At 54.5% G+C, this 17,326-nt stretch carries 13 protein-coding genes; 2 read left to right on the plus strand and 11 right to left on the minus strand.

Going from position 1 to position 17,326, the window contains the following annotated elements:
* Nucleotides 1-20: 20 nt before the first annotated feature.
* From hmeg3_RS02145 to hmeg3_RS02195, 11 genes are all read right to left on the minus strand, one after another.
* Nucleotides 21-3,161, minus strand: a complete 3,141-nt coding sequence (locus hmeg3_RS02145; RefSeq protein ID WP_094562273.1) for an efflux RND transporter permease subunit — start codon at nt 3,159-3,161, stop codon at nt 21-23.
* Nucleotides 3,158-4,642 (minus strand): efflux RND transporter periplasmic adaptor subunit, encoded by a 1,485-nt coding sequence (locus hmeg3_RS02150; protein WP_094562274.1) that lies wholly within the window; start codon nt 4,640-4,642, stop codon nt 3,158-3,160. Before hmeg3_RS02150 ends, hmeg3_RS02145 begins: the two co-directional genes overlap by 4 nt.
* Nucleotides 4,639-5,883 (minus strand): TolC family protein, encoded by a 1,245-nt coding sequence (locus hmeg3_RS02155; protein ID WP_094562275.1) that lies wholly within the window; start codon nt 5,881-5,883, stop codon nt 4,639-4,641. Before hmeg3_RS02155 ends, hmeg3_RS02150 begins: the two co-directional genes overlap by 4 nt.
* Nucleotides 5,884-5,973: 90 nt before the next feature.
* Complete coding sequence (locus hmeg3_RS24610; protein WP_157739197.1) at nt 5,974-6,342, minus strand: hypothetical protein; 369 nt, start codon at nt 6,340-6,342, stop codon at nt 5,974-5,976.
* A 157-nt stretch (nt 6,343-6,499) separates the two neighbouring features.
* On the minus strand, nt 6,500-7,432 hold the full coding sequence (locus tag hmeg3_RS02165; protein ID WP_094562277.1) for a cation diffusion facilitator family transporter: 933 nt from the start codon (nt 7,430-7,432) through the stop codon (nt 6,500-6,502).
* A 66-nt stretch (nt 7,433-7,498) separates the two neighbouring features.
* On the minus strand, nt 7,499-7,840 hold the full coding sequence (locus hmeg3_RS02170) for a zinc ribbon domain-containing protein (protein WP_094562278.1): 342 nt from the start codon (nt 7,838-7,840) through the stop codon (nt 7,499-7,501).
* A gap of 191 nt (nt 7,841-8,031) precedes the next feature.
* Nucleotides 8,032-11,229, minus strand: coding sequence for a CusA/CzcA family heavy metal efflux RND transporter (locus hmeg3_RS02175; RefSeq protein ID WP_094562279.1), 3,198 nt, complete (start codon nt 11,227-11,229; stop codon nt 8,032-8,034).
* Between the two features lie 29 nt (nt 11,230-11,258).
* Nucleotides 11,259-12,845, minus strand: a complete 1,587-nt coding sequence (locus tag hmeg3_RS02180) for an efflux RND transporter periplasmic adaptor subunit (protein WP_232511822.1) — start codon at nt 12,843-12,845, stop codon at nt 11,259-11,261.
* Nucleotides 12,842-14,221 carry a TolC family protein gene (locus hmeg3_RS02185; RefSeq protein ID WP_369828854.1) on the minus strand — a complete coding sequence of 460 codons (1,380 nt, stop codon included), beginning with the start codon at nt 14,219-14,221 and terminating at the stop codon, nt 12,842-12,844. The genes hmeg3_RS02180 and hmeg3_RS02185 overlap by 4 nt, the downstream gene beginning before the upstream one ends.
* Nucleotides 14,203-14,559 carry a cation efflux protein, CzcI family gene (gene czcI / locus hmeg3_RS25220; protein ID WP_094562282.1) on the minus strand — a complete coding sequence of 119 codons (357 nt, stop codon included), beginning with the start codon at nt 14,557-14,559 and terminating at the stop codon, nt 14,203-14,205. The genes hmeg3_RS02185 and czcI overlap by 19 nt, the downstream gene beginning before the upstream one ends.
* Nucleotides 14,560-14,657: 98 nt before the next feature.
* Nucleotides 14,658-15,008 carry a DUF4148 domain-containing protein gene (locus hmeg3_RS02195; RefSeq protein WP_094562283.1) on the minus strand — a complete coding sequence of 117 codons (351 nt, stop codon included), beginning with the start codon at nt 15,006-15,008 and terminating at the stop codon, nt 14,658-14,660.
* 221 nt (nt 15,009-15,229) lie between these two features.
* On the opposite strand from hmeg3_RS02195, the gene hmeg3_RS02200 reads away from it, so the two are divergent.
* Both hmeg3_RS02200 and hmeg3_RS02205 read left to right on the plus strand, forming a co-directional pair.
* The gene (locus hmeg3_RS02200; protein ID WP_094562284.1) at nt 15,230-15,901 is read left to right on the plus strand and encodes a heavy metal response regulator transcription factor; all 672 of its coding nucleotides are present in this window, start codon (nt 15,230-15,232) and stop codon (nt 15,899-15,901) included.
* The gene (locus hmeg3_RS02205) at nt 15,898-17,313 is read left to right on the plus strand and encodes a heavy metal sensor histidine kinase (protein WP_094562285.1); all 1,416 of its coding nucleotides are present in this window, start codon (nt 15,898-15,900) and stop codon (nt 17,311-17,313) included. Before hmeg3_RS02200 ends, hmeg3_RS02205 begins: the two co-directional genes overlap by 4 nt.
* Nucleotides 17,314-17,326: the final 13 nt, after the last annotated feature.

A 17,326-nucleotide genomic window follows, 5' to 3' on the forward strand; every position in this document is an offset into this window, starting at 1 on the left:
CCTTTCAGGTTAAAGATAGATCAAGCCTGTACAGCTTTAGGTTGGCGACCGCGCATCAAGCGATACGCAGCCGGGATAACAAACATAGATAACAAGGGGGCCGTGATCATGCCGCCGACCATCGGAGCGGCGATACGGCTCATGACTTCGGAGCCAGCACCACTTCCCCACAAAATGGGCACGAGGCCGGCCAGAATTACGGCGACGGTCATGGCCTTGGGACGAACGCGAAGCACGGCACCTTCCCGAATGGCGTCTTCAAGAACGGTGATCGTCAGAGTTGCTCCTGTTCCCTGTCGGGCAGCTACCGCCTGCTTCAGATACAGCAGCATGACGACGCCAAATTCGGCTGAAACGCCCGCTAAGGCGATGAATCCGACACCGGTGGCAACCGACAGGTTGTAGCCTTGCAGATAGAGGAACCAGATGCCGCCGACCAGCGCGAACGGCAGCGAAGCCATGATCAGCGCCGCTTCGTCGAAGCGCCGGAAAGTCAAGTACAGCAGCACGAAGATGATCAGCAGCGTTGCCGGCACCACCAGTTTCAGGCGTGCGTTCGCGCGCTCCAGATACTCGAACTGCCCGGAATAGGCAATGCTGAGTCCCGGAGCCAGTTTCACCTTGGCAGCCACTGCGGTACGCAGGTCGGCAACGACGGAAGCCAGATCTCGATCCCGGACATCGACGTAGATCCAGCCGCTCGGTCGCGCATTCTCGCTCTTGAGCATTGGAGGGCCGTCACTGATCTTCAGCTTTGCGACGGTTCCCAGCGTGATCTGCTGGCCGCTACCGGTCAGGATCGGCAGATTGCGCAGTTTCTCCAGCGAGTCCCGGATTTCCCTCGGATAACGAACGCTGATCGGATAACGCGCCAGCCCCTCGACCGTTTCTCCCACGTTCTCGCCGCCAATTGCCGAAGACACGATACTTTGCACGTCGGCGATGTTGAGTCCGTAGTTGGCGGCCGTAGACCGGTCGATGTCGACGTCCACATAGCGTCCTCCGCTGAGACGCTCTGCAAGTGCAGAACTCACTCCGGGAACCAGTTTGGCAACTTGTTCGATTTCTTGCGCCGTCTTGTCGATATCGGCAAGGCTGGTCCCAGAGACTTTTACGCCAATCGGACTCTTGATCCCGGTGGCCAACATGTCAAGACGATTGCGGATAGGCGGAACCCAAATGTTCGACAAGCCAGGGACCTTGACGACTCGGTCGAGCTCATCGATCAATTTCGCCGGCGTCATGCCGGAGCGCCATTGATCGCGTGGTTTGAACTGGATGGTGGTTTCGAACATCTCCAGCGGCGCAGGATCGGTCGCGCTCTCCGCCCGGCCAGCTTTACCAAAAACGCTGGCAACTTCCGGGACGGTCTTGATCAGGCGATCGGTTTGTTGCAGCAGTTCCGAAGCCTTGGATGCAGACAAACCGGGTAATGCTGACGGCATGTAAAGCAAGTCGCCCTCATCCATCTGAGGCAGAAACTCTCCGCCCAGTCGACTGATCGGCCATAGCGTCGTCAGCAAGGCCAGGCCGGCAATGACCAGCGTGGCTTTCGGTCGACGCAAGACGGCCTCCAGCAACGGCCGATAGCAACGAATCAGCCAGCGGTTCAACGGGTTACTATTTTCCGAAGGAATGTTCCCCCGGATCATGTACCCCATCAGGATAGGAATCAGCGTTACAGACAAGCCGGCGGCGCCGGCCATGGCATAGGTCTTGGTGAACGCCAAAGGTCCGAACAGACGTCCTTCCTGCGCCTCCAGCGTGAAAACCGGGATGAACGACAAGGTGATGATCAACAGGCAGAAGAACAGCGTGGGTCCAACCTCGGCCGCCGCCTCGCCGATCACGCGCCAATGGGCTTCGCCTTGCAGCGACTGCACGGGATGTTCATGCTTCCACGCCTCGATATGCTTATGAGCATTCTCGATCATGACGACTGCGGCATCGACCATGGCGCCGATGGCGATGGCAATACCGCCCAGCGACATGATGTTGGCGTTGACGCCCTGGTAGCGCATCACGATGAAGGCAATCATGACGCCGAGTGGCAAGGAGACGATTGCCACCAGCGCCGAACGCAGATGCCATAGGAACAGGCCGCATACCACCGCGACGACGATGAATTCTTCTAGCAACTTGTGCGACAGGTTGTCGATGGCACGATCGATCAATTGGCTGCGGTCGTAGACGGGAACTACCTCGACGCCGGACGGAAGGCTCTTCTTAAGTTCTTCCAGTTTGGTTTTGACGGAGGCAATGGTGTCGCGTGCGTTTTTACCAGAGCGTAGGATGACAACGCCCCCGACTGTTTCACCCTGGCCGTTGAGCTCGGCAATACCGCGCCGCATCTCTGGCCCCAGTTGAATGGTCGCCACGTCACCCAATTTAACCGGCACACTGTTTTGTCCCGTCGCCAATGGGATATTGCGAAAGTCCGTCAGCGTCTTGAAATAGCCGGAAGCCCGCACCATGTATTCGGTTTCCGCCATCTCCAACACCGAGCCGCCGGTTTCCTGATTGGCTTTCTTGATTGCTTCCACGACCCTGTCTTGCGTGATCCGGTAGGCCGCCAGCTTCACCGGATCGAGCACGATCTGATATTGCTTGACCATCCCGCCGACTGTCGCAACTTCCGCCACATTGGGCAAGCTCTTGAGTTCATATTTCAAAAACCAGTCCTGCAGGCTACGTAGCTGGGCTAAGTCGTGTTGCCCGGTCTTGTCGACCAAGGCATATTCGTAGATCCAGCCGACTCCGGTGGCGTCCGGCCCTAACGATGCTTTGGCCGAAGCTGGCAGGCGCCCCTGCACCTGGTTGAGATATTCCAGCACCCGGGAGCGGGCCCAGTACATATCTGTGCCGTCTTCAAACAGGACGTAGACGAAGGAATCGCCAAAGAAGGAGTAGCCGCGCACGGTCTTCGCCCCCGGGACGGACAGCATGGTGGTCGCTAGCGGATAGGTCACCTGGTTTTCCACAATCTGCGGCGCCTGGCCGGCATAACTGGTGCGAATGATGACCTGGACATCCGACAGATCCGGTAAGGCATCCACCGGCGTCGTCTTGAGCGCCCAGATACCCCATACCCCGAGGAACAGGACGGCGAGCAAGACCAGAAAACGGCTCGCAATCGACCATTTGATGAGTTTCTCTATCATGGCGCGCTCCGATCCAGCTTCTCGATCACATAGTCGCCATTCTTCTCACTGAAACTGAAATGCACGCTGTCCCCGGCCTTGAGGCCTGATGCCATGTCGGGCTGAGCCAATTTGAATGTCATCGTCATCGGCCCCCAACCCAGCGTTTTGACCGGACCATGCGAGAGCGTGATTTCGAGCCCCTTCAGCGATTCGATTTTCCCGGTTGTCTCATTGAGTGCGGCCTGCGCTGTCGCAGCATTGGAGGATGACGACGTATTCAATCTCGCTAGCACGCCTTTAAGACTTGCTTCGGAGTCGATCAGGAATTGCCCTGACGTGACAACCTGCTGCCCCTCGGTGACGCCACCCAGCACGATGCTCTTGCCGTCGGCTTCCTGGCCAAGTTGAACTTCGACCGGCTGATATCGCCCGTCACCCGTAGTGACCAGCAAGACATTGCGGGTACCGGTGCGAATGATCGCTTCAGACGGCACCAACAAGCCTGGTGCCGCTTTGCCTGCGTCCAAATTGATCTGGGCATACATACCAGGCTTTAACCTGCCGTCGCGATTGGGTAATTCGATACGGACTCGAAGCGTGCGGCTGTCGGCATTCGTTTCAGGCAGCACGGCCAAGATCTTGCCAGTGAAGTTTTCACTTGGATATGCAGAAAAACGAGCTCCCAGCTTGCCGCCGACATTGATCTGTCCGGCTTGCGCTTCGGGAACGGCCGCTTCCAGCCATACGGAATCCAGACCATTTATCTTGGCCAGAGGCGCGCCCGCTGTCAATGTCATTCCGCTTCTGATATCGAGCGTCTGAATCAGGCCTGCGATGGGAGCGACGATTGTCACCACGGTTTGAGGACGTCCGCTCTTTTCGACGCGGCTGATCAGATCACTGCTCATCCCGAGTAGTTGCAGACGCTCACGGGCAGCCTGAATTAATGCCCGATCGTTTGTTTTGATCACCGCCAAGAATTCCGACTGGGCACCGGCCCATTCAGGAATCAGCAAATCAACCAGAGGAGCACCGCGTACAACGACATCGCCAGGAGCTCGTGCATACACGCGCTCCACAAAGCCGCTGCTACGTGACTGAACAATCGCAACCTGGCGATCATTCAGCTGCACGCTGGCGACGGCGTTCACCGTTGCCGATAAGTTGCCTCGCTCCACTTTCGCAGTACGCATTCCCAAATTCTGGACAATACCGGCATCGATCTTGACCCCGGCGCCATCTACCTGATCATCGGCGTATTTCGGTACCAGTTGCATGTCCATGAAAGGTGACTTACCCGGCTTGTCGAAGCGTTGACTCGGCATCATGGGGTCGTACCAATACAACGCCTTACGTTCCACTTGCGTGGTCGGGCCCGCAGTTTCGCTATGCATGGTTTGACCTCCCTTATTCTGTTGGGCAAGCCAATAACCGCCTGCGCTACTCACGGCAGCAACCGCAATCATCAGTACGGCAATTTGATAGGTATTTTTCTTCATTGCAGGTCTTCTCCGTAAGCAAAATAGAGCTGCGCGGCCATCGCCGTACGCTGAGCTTCTATATCGATGATTTTTAAACGTTGATCGACGATTTCGCGGCGTGCAGTCAATACCGTCGTCAAGTCGCTCTTACCCGAGCGGTAGCCTGCGTACTGGAGATCGACCTTTTGCTGTGCCAGAGGCAAGGCGGTCTGATTGGCGCGCTCCAGTTGGCGGGTCAACGTCTGGTAGTCGGCAAGATCGTTTTCCAGTTCGTTGGTGTGATCGCGCAGCATGGCTTCACGGTCGGCATCGATCCGATACAGTTCCCGCTGTTTGGCGGCAATGCGGGGATCCTGTCGGGTTGAAGGAGACACAGGAATCTCAAACGTGAACTGGACGGAGACCATGTTGCCGAATCGCGCATCGCGTCGCTGATAAGCAAGCTCGACACCCCAGTCCGACTTTTTCATGGCTTGCGCTTCGCGGACCTCGGCTTCTGCCTTGCGTGTTTCGGCGGCAAAGGCTTGCAGTTCCGGATGCCGATGCAAGTGCTCCCGCAGATGGGTCGCGTCGATGTTCAAAGCAGGCAATGCATCGACCAGTGGCTCATCAGCCTCGCCGCCGACGTAACGACGTAAGCCAGCCTTCGCTTTGACTAGGTCGCGAATCAGATCGTCGCGACGGTCGGCAAGCTGCACCGCCTCCTGTTTCGGCATGACGCTATCGGCAATCTGCGTACGACCGGATGCGATTTGGGCACGTACTGCCTCTGCCCAGAGCTGATTCTCCTTGTCCAGGTTGTCAAACAAAGCGATCTTGCGCTCCAGATAGTATCGATTGAGCCATGCCAGGGCAGTCGCCCGGCGCAATTTCAGACGCTCGACCTGCCGTTGCGCTTCGGCGGTTTCGATTGAGGCCTCGGCTACCGCAACGCGGGCCTGGCGTTTCGCCGCATTGGGAAACTCCTGCATGACGCCAATCTTTTGCATCGTCATCGAGTCGGCATTGAGCCGGCCCCGATCCGGACCGGACACGGGATAGTTGTCGATGCCGGTGAAAATCTTTGGATCAGGCAACGCGCCGGCGGGTATCGCAGACGCTTGAGCCGCCTGGATTTGTGCCCTGTTAGAGGCGAGATTAGGGGACTGGCGCTCGGCAATTTCGAGCGCAGCGTTAAAAGACAAGGGACCGGCATTGGCAAGGCCCGACATCCCTGCGAGCAAAGCAAGCAAGGTACTGGATATCCTGCGAAAGGACATATTGTTCACTCCATAGCGTGACGGCGCGTACAAAAGCGCGCAAACAGTCGCCCGGCAGCTAGGCCGGACGCATCAACGAATCAATGAGATTTAGAGTGAACGAGGGGGACGCCACAACCCGGATGGGTCATGAGAAGGCAGAAATGACTCAGGCAACAGTGAAACGGTATCGATCAGTGGAAGGATCAATGGATTGATGTCGACGGAAGATGTCGTCGATGGGAAAACCTGGCAAATCTTGCAGGCGTCGCCCATTTTGCACGGCGCCGTCGATTTGGATGACTTATCGGTGTCCGACATATTCATCACACAAGGCTCATCTGCGGCGTTCGCGGATGTCGCCATTTCCATAGACGCAGAATTAGTGCGCATCATTTCGACCATGCGTACCGCTGCCAGTCCCTCAAGGGGAATAGCAATGGTCAACAGCAGGATCAGAAATGTACGCATCATTTTCATGCGGTGAATTATAGACGATGTTTTATCGGCCGATATTGGTGCTCAAAGAACATTCCGTTTATTACGGGCTGTTCTTCAAGCATTCCAGTCGCAAATTCAGATGTGATCTGGAAGATCTCTGGTCAGTGCATCGAAGCCTAGTACGAACTTCCATTTTTTATTCATGTGTATGAGCATGTCCGGCTTCAGAATAGTGCTCGTCCTCATCGGTTTGGCCACAGGGAGTCGTCTCAAACTGGATCGTTGTATGAAATATCTTGTACTTCTCCGCCAAGACTTCCTTCATTGATGGAAGCACTTGTTGCTCAGGCGATAGGGAGGCTTCATACACCACGTGCGCGGTCAGGCTAACTTTACCGCTAGTGAGGGCCCAGAGATGAACATCGTGAACGCTCACGACGCCCTTGCTGGATGCCAGTTGTGCGATGATCTCTTCAAGATCCATGCCCTCCGGCACACCCTCAAGCAAAATATTCAGACTTTCTTTCAACAATATCCAGGTTCGTGGCAGAACCCATAACCCGATGGCAACAGCGATGACAGCATCAACCCAGACCCATCCTGTGAAACGAATGATCAGTGCGCCGATGATCACGCCGATGGAACCGAGCATGTCACTCCATACTTCGAGGTAAGCCCCCTTCACATTGAGACTGGCGTCTTTGCCGGCGCTCAGCAATTTCATGGAAATGAGATTGACGACCAAACCGAAAATAGCGATGACGAGCATTCCCCCCGATTGAATCTCAGGCGGCGCTTTGAAACGCTGATACGCTTCGTACAGAATGTACATGGCGACGGCAAACAACATCATCGCGTTGAAAGCTGCTGCCAGAATTTCAAAGCGATGATAGCCAAATGTCCGCTTGCTATCCGCAGCGCGCTTTGCGATTTGTACGGCTGCCAAGGAGATCGCCAGGGCGCTCGCATCCGTAAACATATGCGCGGCGTCCGACAACAATGCCAGACTTCCGGTTACCAGACCGCCAATTACCTCTGCAACCAAAAAGATGGAGGTCAAAATCAGCGCAACAGTGAGCTGTTTCTGATTTTGTTTTGTCGCTACGGGATGATCGTGGTCTGCGCTCATAGTTTGTATCTATAAAAAGTGGGCACCAAAGGTTGACTCCAACTTGGGAGAATAATTCTTCGCTATTTACGCTGCACGCGCTTTTCCGCACTGCCCACAGAACTTCATGCCTGGAGTCAGTTGCGTGTTGCATCCAGAACAAGTGATCGGCAACAGAGAAGTTCCACATTGCTGACAGAAGCGTGCCCCAACCTCATTCGTCGCATTGCAGGCACCGCACGCCTGCAGCGTGGCAGCCGGAGGCAGGGGCTGCGAAGAGCGCCCCCATGCACTGTCCGATGATGGCGGTGTGTTGGAATTGCCATCATTGTGACCATGGGCTCTACTACTGCCGCCATGACCTTGACGCTGCCGGCTTCCGTGACCGCCGCCATGATGACCACCGAATATTTTTTCCAAAAATCCCATAACAATCTCCTGCACCTTTACTGCATTTGGCTTCAAGTAAAAATAAGACGTCCCATTACAAAGGCTGTAGTAGCTACAAGGTCAAGCCTTTGTTTTGAAATCATGCAATAAGCGATGAGCGACCGTATTTGGGGACTTCTCCCATACAGCCGCTCATCAACACTCAGTGCGATTAACTCAAGGGCTCAGCTTTATACCGAACGAGTCTTAGCCCAAAACTTCCAGAAAGGCCGCTTACCCGAAGGAGGTTGAACGCTCTCATCTTCGTCGTTTGCATGTGCCATTTTGTACAGCAATGGCAACACCAAAAGCGTCAGAATCGTTGAAGACAGAATGCCGCCGATAACAACGGTTGCCAGTGGGCGCTGCACTTCTGCACCGGTACCGGTTGCCAGCGCCATCGGGACAAATCCCAAAGATGCCACCAATGCAGTCATTAGTACGGGACGCAGTCGTGTCATGGCACCTTCGTGGATGGCGTCACTCAACGAGCGTCCCTCTTCGCGTAAGCTACGAATGAAGGCGATCATGACGAGCCCGTTCAATACGGCGACCCCCGAGAGAGCAATGAAGCCTACAGCTGCCGAGATCGACATCGGAATGCCACGCAAGGACAAGGCCAGAATGCCACCGGTCAATGCGAACGGAATGCCGGTGAAGACGAGCAGACCGTCTTTAACGTTGTTGAACATCGCAAAAAGCAGCACGAAGACCAGCAACAACGCCACAGGAACAACGATTTGCAAGCGCTTGGTCGCCGACTGCAAGTTCTCGAACTGGCCACCCCAAGTAGTCCAATAGCCGGCCGGAATTTTCACCTGCTGTTGTATCTGTTGCTCAGCCTCAGCCACAAAAGAGCCCAGATCCCGACCACGAACGTTTGCACTCACGACAATGCGACGTTTGCCATTTTCGCGGCTGACCTGATTCGGGCCTGGAGCGATCGACATCTCTGCGATTTCCGACAGCGGTACATAGCTGGTCTTCGTCGCATTGGCGCCCAATGGCAACGCAATCGGCAGGCGTTTCATGGCATCAAGATCATTGCGCGTTTGCTCCGGGAGGCGCACGATGATGTCGAAACGACGATCGCCCTGGAACAACGTACCGGCCTCCTTGCCGCCGATTGCCGTCGCGATCGTATCTTGCACATCCGCGATATTCAAGCCATAGCGTGCCGCCTTTTCACGGTTGATCTGAACGGTCAGCATCGGCAAGCCGGTTGTTTGCTCGACCTTCACTTCTGTCGCACCTTGGATTTTCTCCAACACTGACGAGATTTTGGCCGCGTTCTCATTCAAGACGGCCATGTCGTCACCAAAGATCTTGACCGCTACATCGCTACGCACGCCGGAGATCAGCTCGTTAAAACGCAATTGAATCGGTTGCGAGAACTCATAGCTGTTGCCGGGAATCTTTGCGACTGTTTCCTGAATTGCTTCGAGTAGCTCCGCTTGCGTCTTTCTTGGTTCAGGCCATTGATCCAAGGGCTTGAGCATGATGTAACCATCCGAGATGTTAGGTGGCATCGGATCAGACGCCACTTCGGCGGTACCGGTACGGGCAAAAACGCGCTCAATCTCAGGAAATTTCTGCTTCAACGCCCGCTCGATCTGTTGTTGCATCTCGATCGACTGAGTTAAGCTTGTGCCCGGAATACGCAACGCCTGGATCGCCAGATCACCTTCGTTCAAGCTTGGGACAAATTCGCTCCCCATGCGCGACCCGATGACAGCGCACAATACGATCAGTGCGCCGGCGAAAGTCAGTACCACTGGCTTGTTGAGCATTACCTTGCTCAACAGAGGCTCATACAGGCGCTTGGCGCCGCGCATCAGGCCGTTTTCTTTCTCGGCAACCTTCTCACCGATGAAGAGGGCAATTGCTGCCGGAATAAACGTCACCGACAAGATCATTGCGCCCAGCAGTGCCGCGACCACGGTAAATGCCATCGGCTGGAACATCTTGCCTTCCACGCCAGTGAGCGCAAACATCGGCAGATAGACAATCATGATGATCAGTTGACCGAACAGCAAAGGACGACGTGCCTCGCGTGACGCTGCAAACACTTCATGGAAGCGCTCAGCACGAGTCAGTGGTCGACCATGATGCTCCTGAGCATGCGCCAGTCGCCGCACGCAGTTCTCCACAATGACCACAGCGCCATCAATAATGATGCCGAAGTCGAGCGCCCCCAGACTCAGCAAATTGGCGCTCACATGGTTCGCGACCATGCCGGTGAAGGTGAACAGCATCGCCAATGGAATGACAGTTGCCGTAATCAAGGCTGCACGAATATTGCCCAGGAAGACGAACAGCACCGCAATAACCAGAATGGCACCCTCGATCAAGTTCTTCTTCACCGTATTGATGGCTTTGTCGACCAGAATCGTCCGGTCATAGACCGTCACAGCCTTCACGCCTTCGGGTAACGAACGGTTGATTTCCACCATTTTCTTGTCGACGGCCTGCGAGACGGTACGGCTGTTTTCACCGATCAGCATGAAGACCGTACCTAGAACGACCTCACGACCATTCTCGGTTGCAGCACCGGTTCGCAATTCGCGGCCAATGCCAACTTCGGCGACATCCTTGATACGAATAGGAACGCCCTGAACGTTACCCAGAATGATGTTACCGATATCGTCGATCGAATTGACCTGGCCGGGTGCCCGAATCAGATATTGTTCACCGCGACGCTCGATATAGCCGGCACCGACGTTACCGTTATTTTTCTCCAAGGCGGTCGCCACGGATTGTAGGGTCAGTCCATAGGAGGCCAGCTTCTCGGGCGATGGTGCCACGTGATATTCCTTGGCGTAGCCACCGATGGAATTAATCTCGGTGACACCAGGCACGTTACGCAACTGCGGCTTGATGATCCAATCCTGGATCTCTCGTAAATCGGCCGGTGTATATTCAGAACCGTCCGGTTTTCTGGCGCCGTCCTTGGTTTCGACCGTCCAGAGGTAGATTTCCCCAAGACCAGTAGAAATCGGCCCCATCCCCGGATCTATTCCTGGCGGCAGCTTGCTACGCGCTTCCTGGATCCGCTCATTGACCAGCTGGCGCGCAAAATAAATGTCTGTACCGTCCTTGAAGATCACCGTGATCTGAGACAGACCATAGCGCGACAAGGATCTGGTTTGCTCAAGATTGGGCAAACCAGACATGACGGTCTCAATTGGATAGCTGATGCGCTGTTCTGTCTCCAGCGGAGAATAACCAGGAGCGGCGGTGTTGATCTGAACCTGCACATTGGTAATGTCAGGCACGGCGTCAATCGGCAGTTTTTGGTAACTAAAGACGCCGTAGCCGGCCATCCCAAAAACCGCAAGCAGGACTAGCCATCGGTGCTCAATGGCGAATCGAATGATGCGTTCAAACATGATTGTGATCTCTCTCGTTGAGTGCGAATTTAGTGCGCGTGTTCCGCGCTACCTTTGCCCAGCTCTGCCTTGATCGCAAAACTGCCACTGGCCGCGTAAGGCGTACCAGCCTTCATACCTTCCTTGATCTCAACTTGCTTGCCGTCAGTGCGGCCCAACGTAACCTCTTGCGCCATGAAACCGCCAGGGATCTGCACAAACACGATGTTCTTGCCATCGATGATCTGAATGGCATCCGACGAGATGGCCACAGGAACATCGGCTTGCTCGGAGATGACTTCCACATTCACAAACAGACCTGGGCGCCAGGTATTGGATGGGTTCTGCAGGACAATATGTGCCTTGGCAGTACGCGTCTGTTCGCCCAGCAAAGAGCCGACGTAGCTGATCTTGCCGGTAGCCGACGAGTCAAATGCCGTGGCCTTCACCACGGCTTTCTCTCCGACCTTGATCGTATTCATGTCTTTCGGCGTGACGATGATTTCTGCCCAGACTGTAGACAAATCGGAGACCATGAAAATATTGGCATCCTCTTTCACGGATTCGCCCAGGCTCAGATGCTTCTCTACCACCACACCATCAAATGGCGCGCGGACTTCATACCGGTTCAGGCCGCCAGAAGATGCGCCGGCGCCCACGGCACGCAGTTTCTGTTGTGTGTTGCGCACGGCAATCTCGGCTTCACGCAAGGTTTGTTGTGCTTGCAAATAGTCTTGTTCCGCGGAGATTTTTTCCTCCCACAACTTCTTCTCGCGGGAATAGGTCGACTGGGCCAGAGCAAGACGTTGCTGAGCGTTCAGTTGTTCACTACGCAGTTCAGAAATCGCGCTGCTACTGATGACGGCCAAAAGCTGACCTTTTTTCACGACTTGTCCAAGATTGGCACTCACTGAATCGACCACGCCGGCGACTTGTGGAACCACGTGTGCTGTGCGGTCTTCATTGAAGCGGATTTCACCGGGCAACTGCAGGCCGCTGTTCAGGCGTACGCTCGCAGAAGTTTTGATCTTGATGCCTGCGGTCTTAATCTGCTCCGCCGACAATTCGACCTTTCCCTCTTCCTTCGAGAAGACGAAACTCATCTTCTTCCCATTGGCGACCACGTCGAAATTGATATCAAACAAGTGCGGCTCGTCAATGGTCACGGTACTACGGAGTGAATCCTTCGAAATTTCAAAAAGAATCTTTTCCTTCTCTTGCAGTGGACGAGCTAGGACGGCAGTCAGCTGAATTGATTGAGGAGCGACAATTTTTCCATTTTCCAGCGGATAAACGACTAATCGGGCGCCATCACTGTCCTCAGCGAGGACAACTTCGATAGCCGAAGGGCCTTCGCTAAACAAGGCGCCGCCATGAGGCCCTTTGGCCGAGGATGCCTTGTGGTGTTCGCCATCACCGTGCTCGTCCTTGTCCTTATGCTCCGACCCCGCTGCGGCACCGTGGTGCTCACCGTCTTTATGTCCCTTTTCTTCCTCGTGTCCTTGAGCTGATTCAGCGCGACCCTCACCAGAAGATTCCTTGCCCCCCTTCATCAGCACGACACCCGACAATAAGGCGGTAACCACCACAATCACAACAATCGCTAGTTTCTGTTTCTTATCCATGATTTCTCTCACTCTTTTTCTGTGCTATTGGGGCCTGCCAGACGATCCAGTTCGGCCGATGCCTGATGGACGTTGGAAAGGGCCTGCCAGTATTGGGATTTGGCTTGAAAGTAGGTACGCTGAGCATCAAGGACTTCAAGAAAGCTGAACTTCCCCAGCTCAAAACCTTTGGTGGCAGCGTTATAAGCACTCTCGGCGCCAGGAATAATCTCGCGACGCAAAGCGTCGACTTCCTGCGTAGCGTTGCGCATGCGTTCGTAGCCTTGAGCTGCTTCGCCTTGAATACGAATTTCTGTCGCTGCTTGCTCATCCCGCGCTTTATCGGCACGCTTCAAGGCTTCAAGCTCATTGCCCCTGTTGTTGTCAAACACGGGGATTGGCACCGACACACCGATGACCCACATGCTGCGGCGGGCTTCTTCGTCACGCTTGTTGCCTAGGCTGACTGTCAGATCCGGAATACGCTTTGAGCTTTCGATCTTGGCCAGGGCACGACGGCGTTCAACTTCCAGACGAGCCAGTTTGATGGCGGGCCCATCGTTGACGCGCTCGGTCAGTTGAGCGATAGCAGGTAGTGGTGGCGGCATCTCCACATTGCCGGTCGACAGGCTGAAGGTGCTTTCGAAATCTCCCCAATAAGCCACAAGACGCTTACGCGCGAGCGTCAGGTCGCTGGCGGCCTGGCTCAATGCCAGGCGTGCACTGGCGTCCGCCACGCGTGCTTTGGTTTCTTCGACCGGAGAGATCTTGCCGGCACTCACGCGGCGGGAAGTGATACTCGTCGAGCGTTCAGTGAGCTTCAGTAAATCTTCACTCAATCGCAATTTCTCTTGCGCAATCAGCGTATCGAAGTACGCCGCGGTCACGCCTGCTTTGATCTCAGCTCGCTTTGCAGAGAACTCCAGAACGGCAATGTCGTGCGCACGCTGTGCGGCTTCGATACGGGCACTACGCTTGCCACCCAACTCAATGGGCTGATTGATCTGGTAGGTGGTCGTGCGCGTCGATTTTCTCGTATCTTCCATAAGAGCCGAGATTTCTGGATTCGGACGTGCACCGGCTTGAATAATCGTCGCTTCGACAGCCTCAATTTCCAGCCTTGCCGCCGACAGTTCTTTGTTTCTATCGATGGCCAGGCCGATCGCGGACTCCAGCGTCCTGCTTTCAGTAAGTGAATTTGCCGTGGCGGTTTGCGCCAAGGCACTGACATGTTGGTTGTTGCTAGTGGCAACGGATTGCGCGTGCGCGGGATAGGCGAGCATCATCGCCAATCCGAGAGGAAGGTAAAGCCTGGACATCAAATTCTCCAAAGATAAAGGGAAGAATTCGGCGAGTGTCCGACGAGAAAGGGAAAGTCGAGTTCGCCGAGTTAAGCGGCGAGCTGCCAATTGGGCTTTTCAGGGCCCTCGGCAATATGGGAAGAGAATTCAGAAGGAATAAACGGATATACGGCCAAATTAAAATCAGCAGACAATTTCAACTGGGTATAAGTAGTGACAGATTTGCAGCAGGAAAGATGGCAAAGACCGCATTCGACATCATTGTCGATAACGCTTTTCGAAGCATGTTCCTTCATCGAAATCGACTTGTGACTCGCTCTATGCTCATGATGGCCAAAATGTACGCGAGTCTGAGAGGCTTCATTTTGACAATACGATGCCATTGCAGCCCAGGAGAGCTGCAACGGCAATAGCAAGATCAAAATGACAAGGAAGGCGCGTCTCATAGTTGCAAATTATAACTTCAGCAACGAAGTTATCTGTCCATCAAAGTTAAGTATTTTTAAATCGAGAGACTTCTGCAACAGTAACGCTGGTAGTTCTATTACGCACCAGAATGGAGCGACTTATTCATTTTTTGGGCCGACGATTCCTTAGCTTCACGGATGACATCTTGCTGCGCTTCTTTCTTCACATCGGCGCGCGTCTTCGACGACGCGGTCTTGAGTACCGGGTAGCTGTTGTTGTTGACGATCAGGCCGTCCTTTTGTGCTTGCTCGAGTTCGGCAACCACCTCAGCACGCGTCTTGGTGCTTTGGTAAGTCACGACCGGGTAGTTGTTACGTGCCGACACGTTAGCGGCGTCACGAGCGGCTTGGGTTGGCGCAGTTTCGGCGACGGCAACAGCAGACACCAGAGACAGCAATGTAACGGCGATGATTTGAGTCGATTTCATAATAGTTCTCCAAGTAAATAAAGTAGGGTCAAATGCCTCGAAATGAGACCTTCAACAACCGATCACCTTGGGGCACATGCCATTTGGCGTATCGTTGGAGTGAATTTTAGAAGGCGGGCTCGCACGTGAAGATTGCCTATACATTACAAATTTGTAATGCAGGCGCCCCCTGTGATCAGGGAAAATGCCAGCACAACCATACCCTCAGAGGGCTCTCGATCATGCGCATCTTGCTAGTAGAAGACGAACCAAAATCAGGCGACTACTTGCGCAGAGGCCTCACCGAGTCCGGATTTATCGTTGATTGGGTTCAAACCGGGCCTGATGGATTACACAATGCACAAACAAATAACTACAACCTGATCATCCTGGACGTTATGCTGCCGGCGATGAGCGGATGGGATGTCCTCCAGACCTTGCGTCAGTCTCACGACACGCCAGTGCTGTTTCTCACAGCGCGCGATGAGATCGAAGACCGCGTAAAGGGATTGGAATTAGGAGCCGACGATTATCTTGTGAAGCCGTTCGCCTTCACAGAACTCTTGGCACGCGTCAGAACACTGTTGCGACGAGGCCCGACCCGTGAATCCGAAATTATTGAATTCGCTGATGTGCAGATTGACGTGCTTAAACGCCGCGTGATGCGCGCAGATCAACGCGTCGATCTGACTGCCAAAGAATTCGCCTTGCTCCACCTGTTGGCGAAGCGGCCAGGCGAGGTGCTCTCCCGGTCGCTGATTGCCTCGCAGGTTTGGGACATGAATTTCGATAGCGACACCAACGTGGTTGATGTCGCCGTTCGGCGCCTGCGTGCAAAACTAGACGATCCACACACACAGAAGCTCATCCACACGGTGCGTGGCATGGGCTACGTGCTGGAGGTGCGTTCGTGAATCGACTACAACCAGCGTCGCTGACTTCACGCCTAGTCTCTCTATTCGGGCTAGTCGCAATCGTTACCTTTGCGGGGGTTGGCACCTACCTGTACCACTCGCTCTCCAAACAGTTGGAAACACGAGATGACGAAGAGCTTCTCGGAAAAATCCGTTCAATGAGCCATCTGGTTCAAGAAGCGCCCTCCGTGGAGTCGATCCGGCGAGACCCCCATATCTTTCTCGATGCCGCCGCCGGCCACGACCAACTGACGGTCCTCATGCGTGTCGGCGAAGAGGCGCTGGTTGTCAATAGCAATCCTGAGACTCAAGCCTTGTCATTTCTTACACCGCCGGCAAAAAACGATGAACTCAATCGATCTGCTGTATCGGTTATAAAACTGCGCAATGGCGAATCGGCGCGTGCTGTCGCCACAGAGACGGTCATTAACAAGACGAACGAACGAGTGCAAATCATGGTGGCGCGTACTGCATCCGACAGAATGCAGCTGCTGAGTAGTTACCAGGCGGAGGTTTGGACGGCGGCCGTGTGTGGAACGTTACTGGCGACCGTACTGAGCTATTTTCTGGTATTGCGTGGCCTACGCCCATTACGCGTGGTTGCCAGTCAAGCGCAGAGCATCACAGCGCATCGTTTGGATACCCGACTGGATATGGAAGCTGCACCTCAGGAGTTACATGAAATAGTGCAGTCGTTCAACGCCATGCTCGATCGATTACATGGCAGCTTCGAGCGACTGACGCAGTTCTCCGCAGATCTTGCCCACGACCTACGCACACCGCTCAACAACCTCATGGTTCAGACACAGGTCGCCATTTCTCAGGCGCGCACGCCTGAAGAATATCAGTCACTACTCATCTCCAACATCGAAGAGTATGAACGCCTAGCAAGAATGACTGAAAGTATTCTATTCCTGGCAAGGGCTGAGCATGCCCACGTCGTTGTCAACAAAGAGTCTCTCGACATGGCAGTGGAGTTGACGCGTATCTCCGAATATTTTGAAGGAATCGCAGATGATGCCGGCGTAACCATCAAGGTTTCAGGCCAAGGAAAACTGTGTGCCGACGCAATCTTGCTGCGACGCGCGGTAAGCAACCTCGTTGCCAATGCTATCCGCTACACACCGTTTGGCCACACCGTCACATTGTCTGCTGAAAACCAGCACGATTCTGTGATTATCAGCGTGACTAATCCGGGAAAGGGCATTGATGTGAGCCATCTCGATCGCATTTTTGACCGCTTTTATCGTGCCGATACCGCGAGGAGTAACTCGGCAACGTCGACGGGACTCGGATTAGCGATCGTGCAATCCATCATGGCTTTGCATGGTGGCACGGCGAAGGCCGAAAGCGTCATCGATGGCGAGACGATATTCAGGCTTATTTTCCCGTTGAAACATAAGTCCTCATAAAAAGGAGATTTCC

It is taken from the genome of Herbaspirillum sp. meg3 (assembly GCF_002257565.1).
Taxonomy (GTDB): domain Bacteria; phylum Pseudomonadota; class Gammaproteobacteria; order Burkholderiales; family Burkholderiaceae_D; genus Herbaspirillum.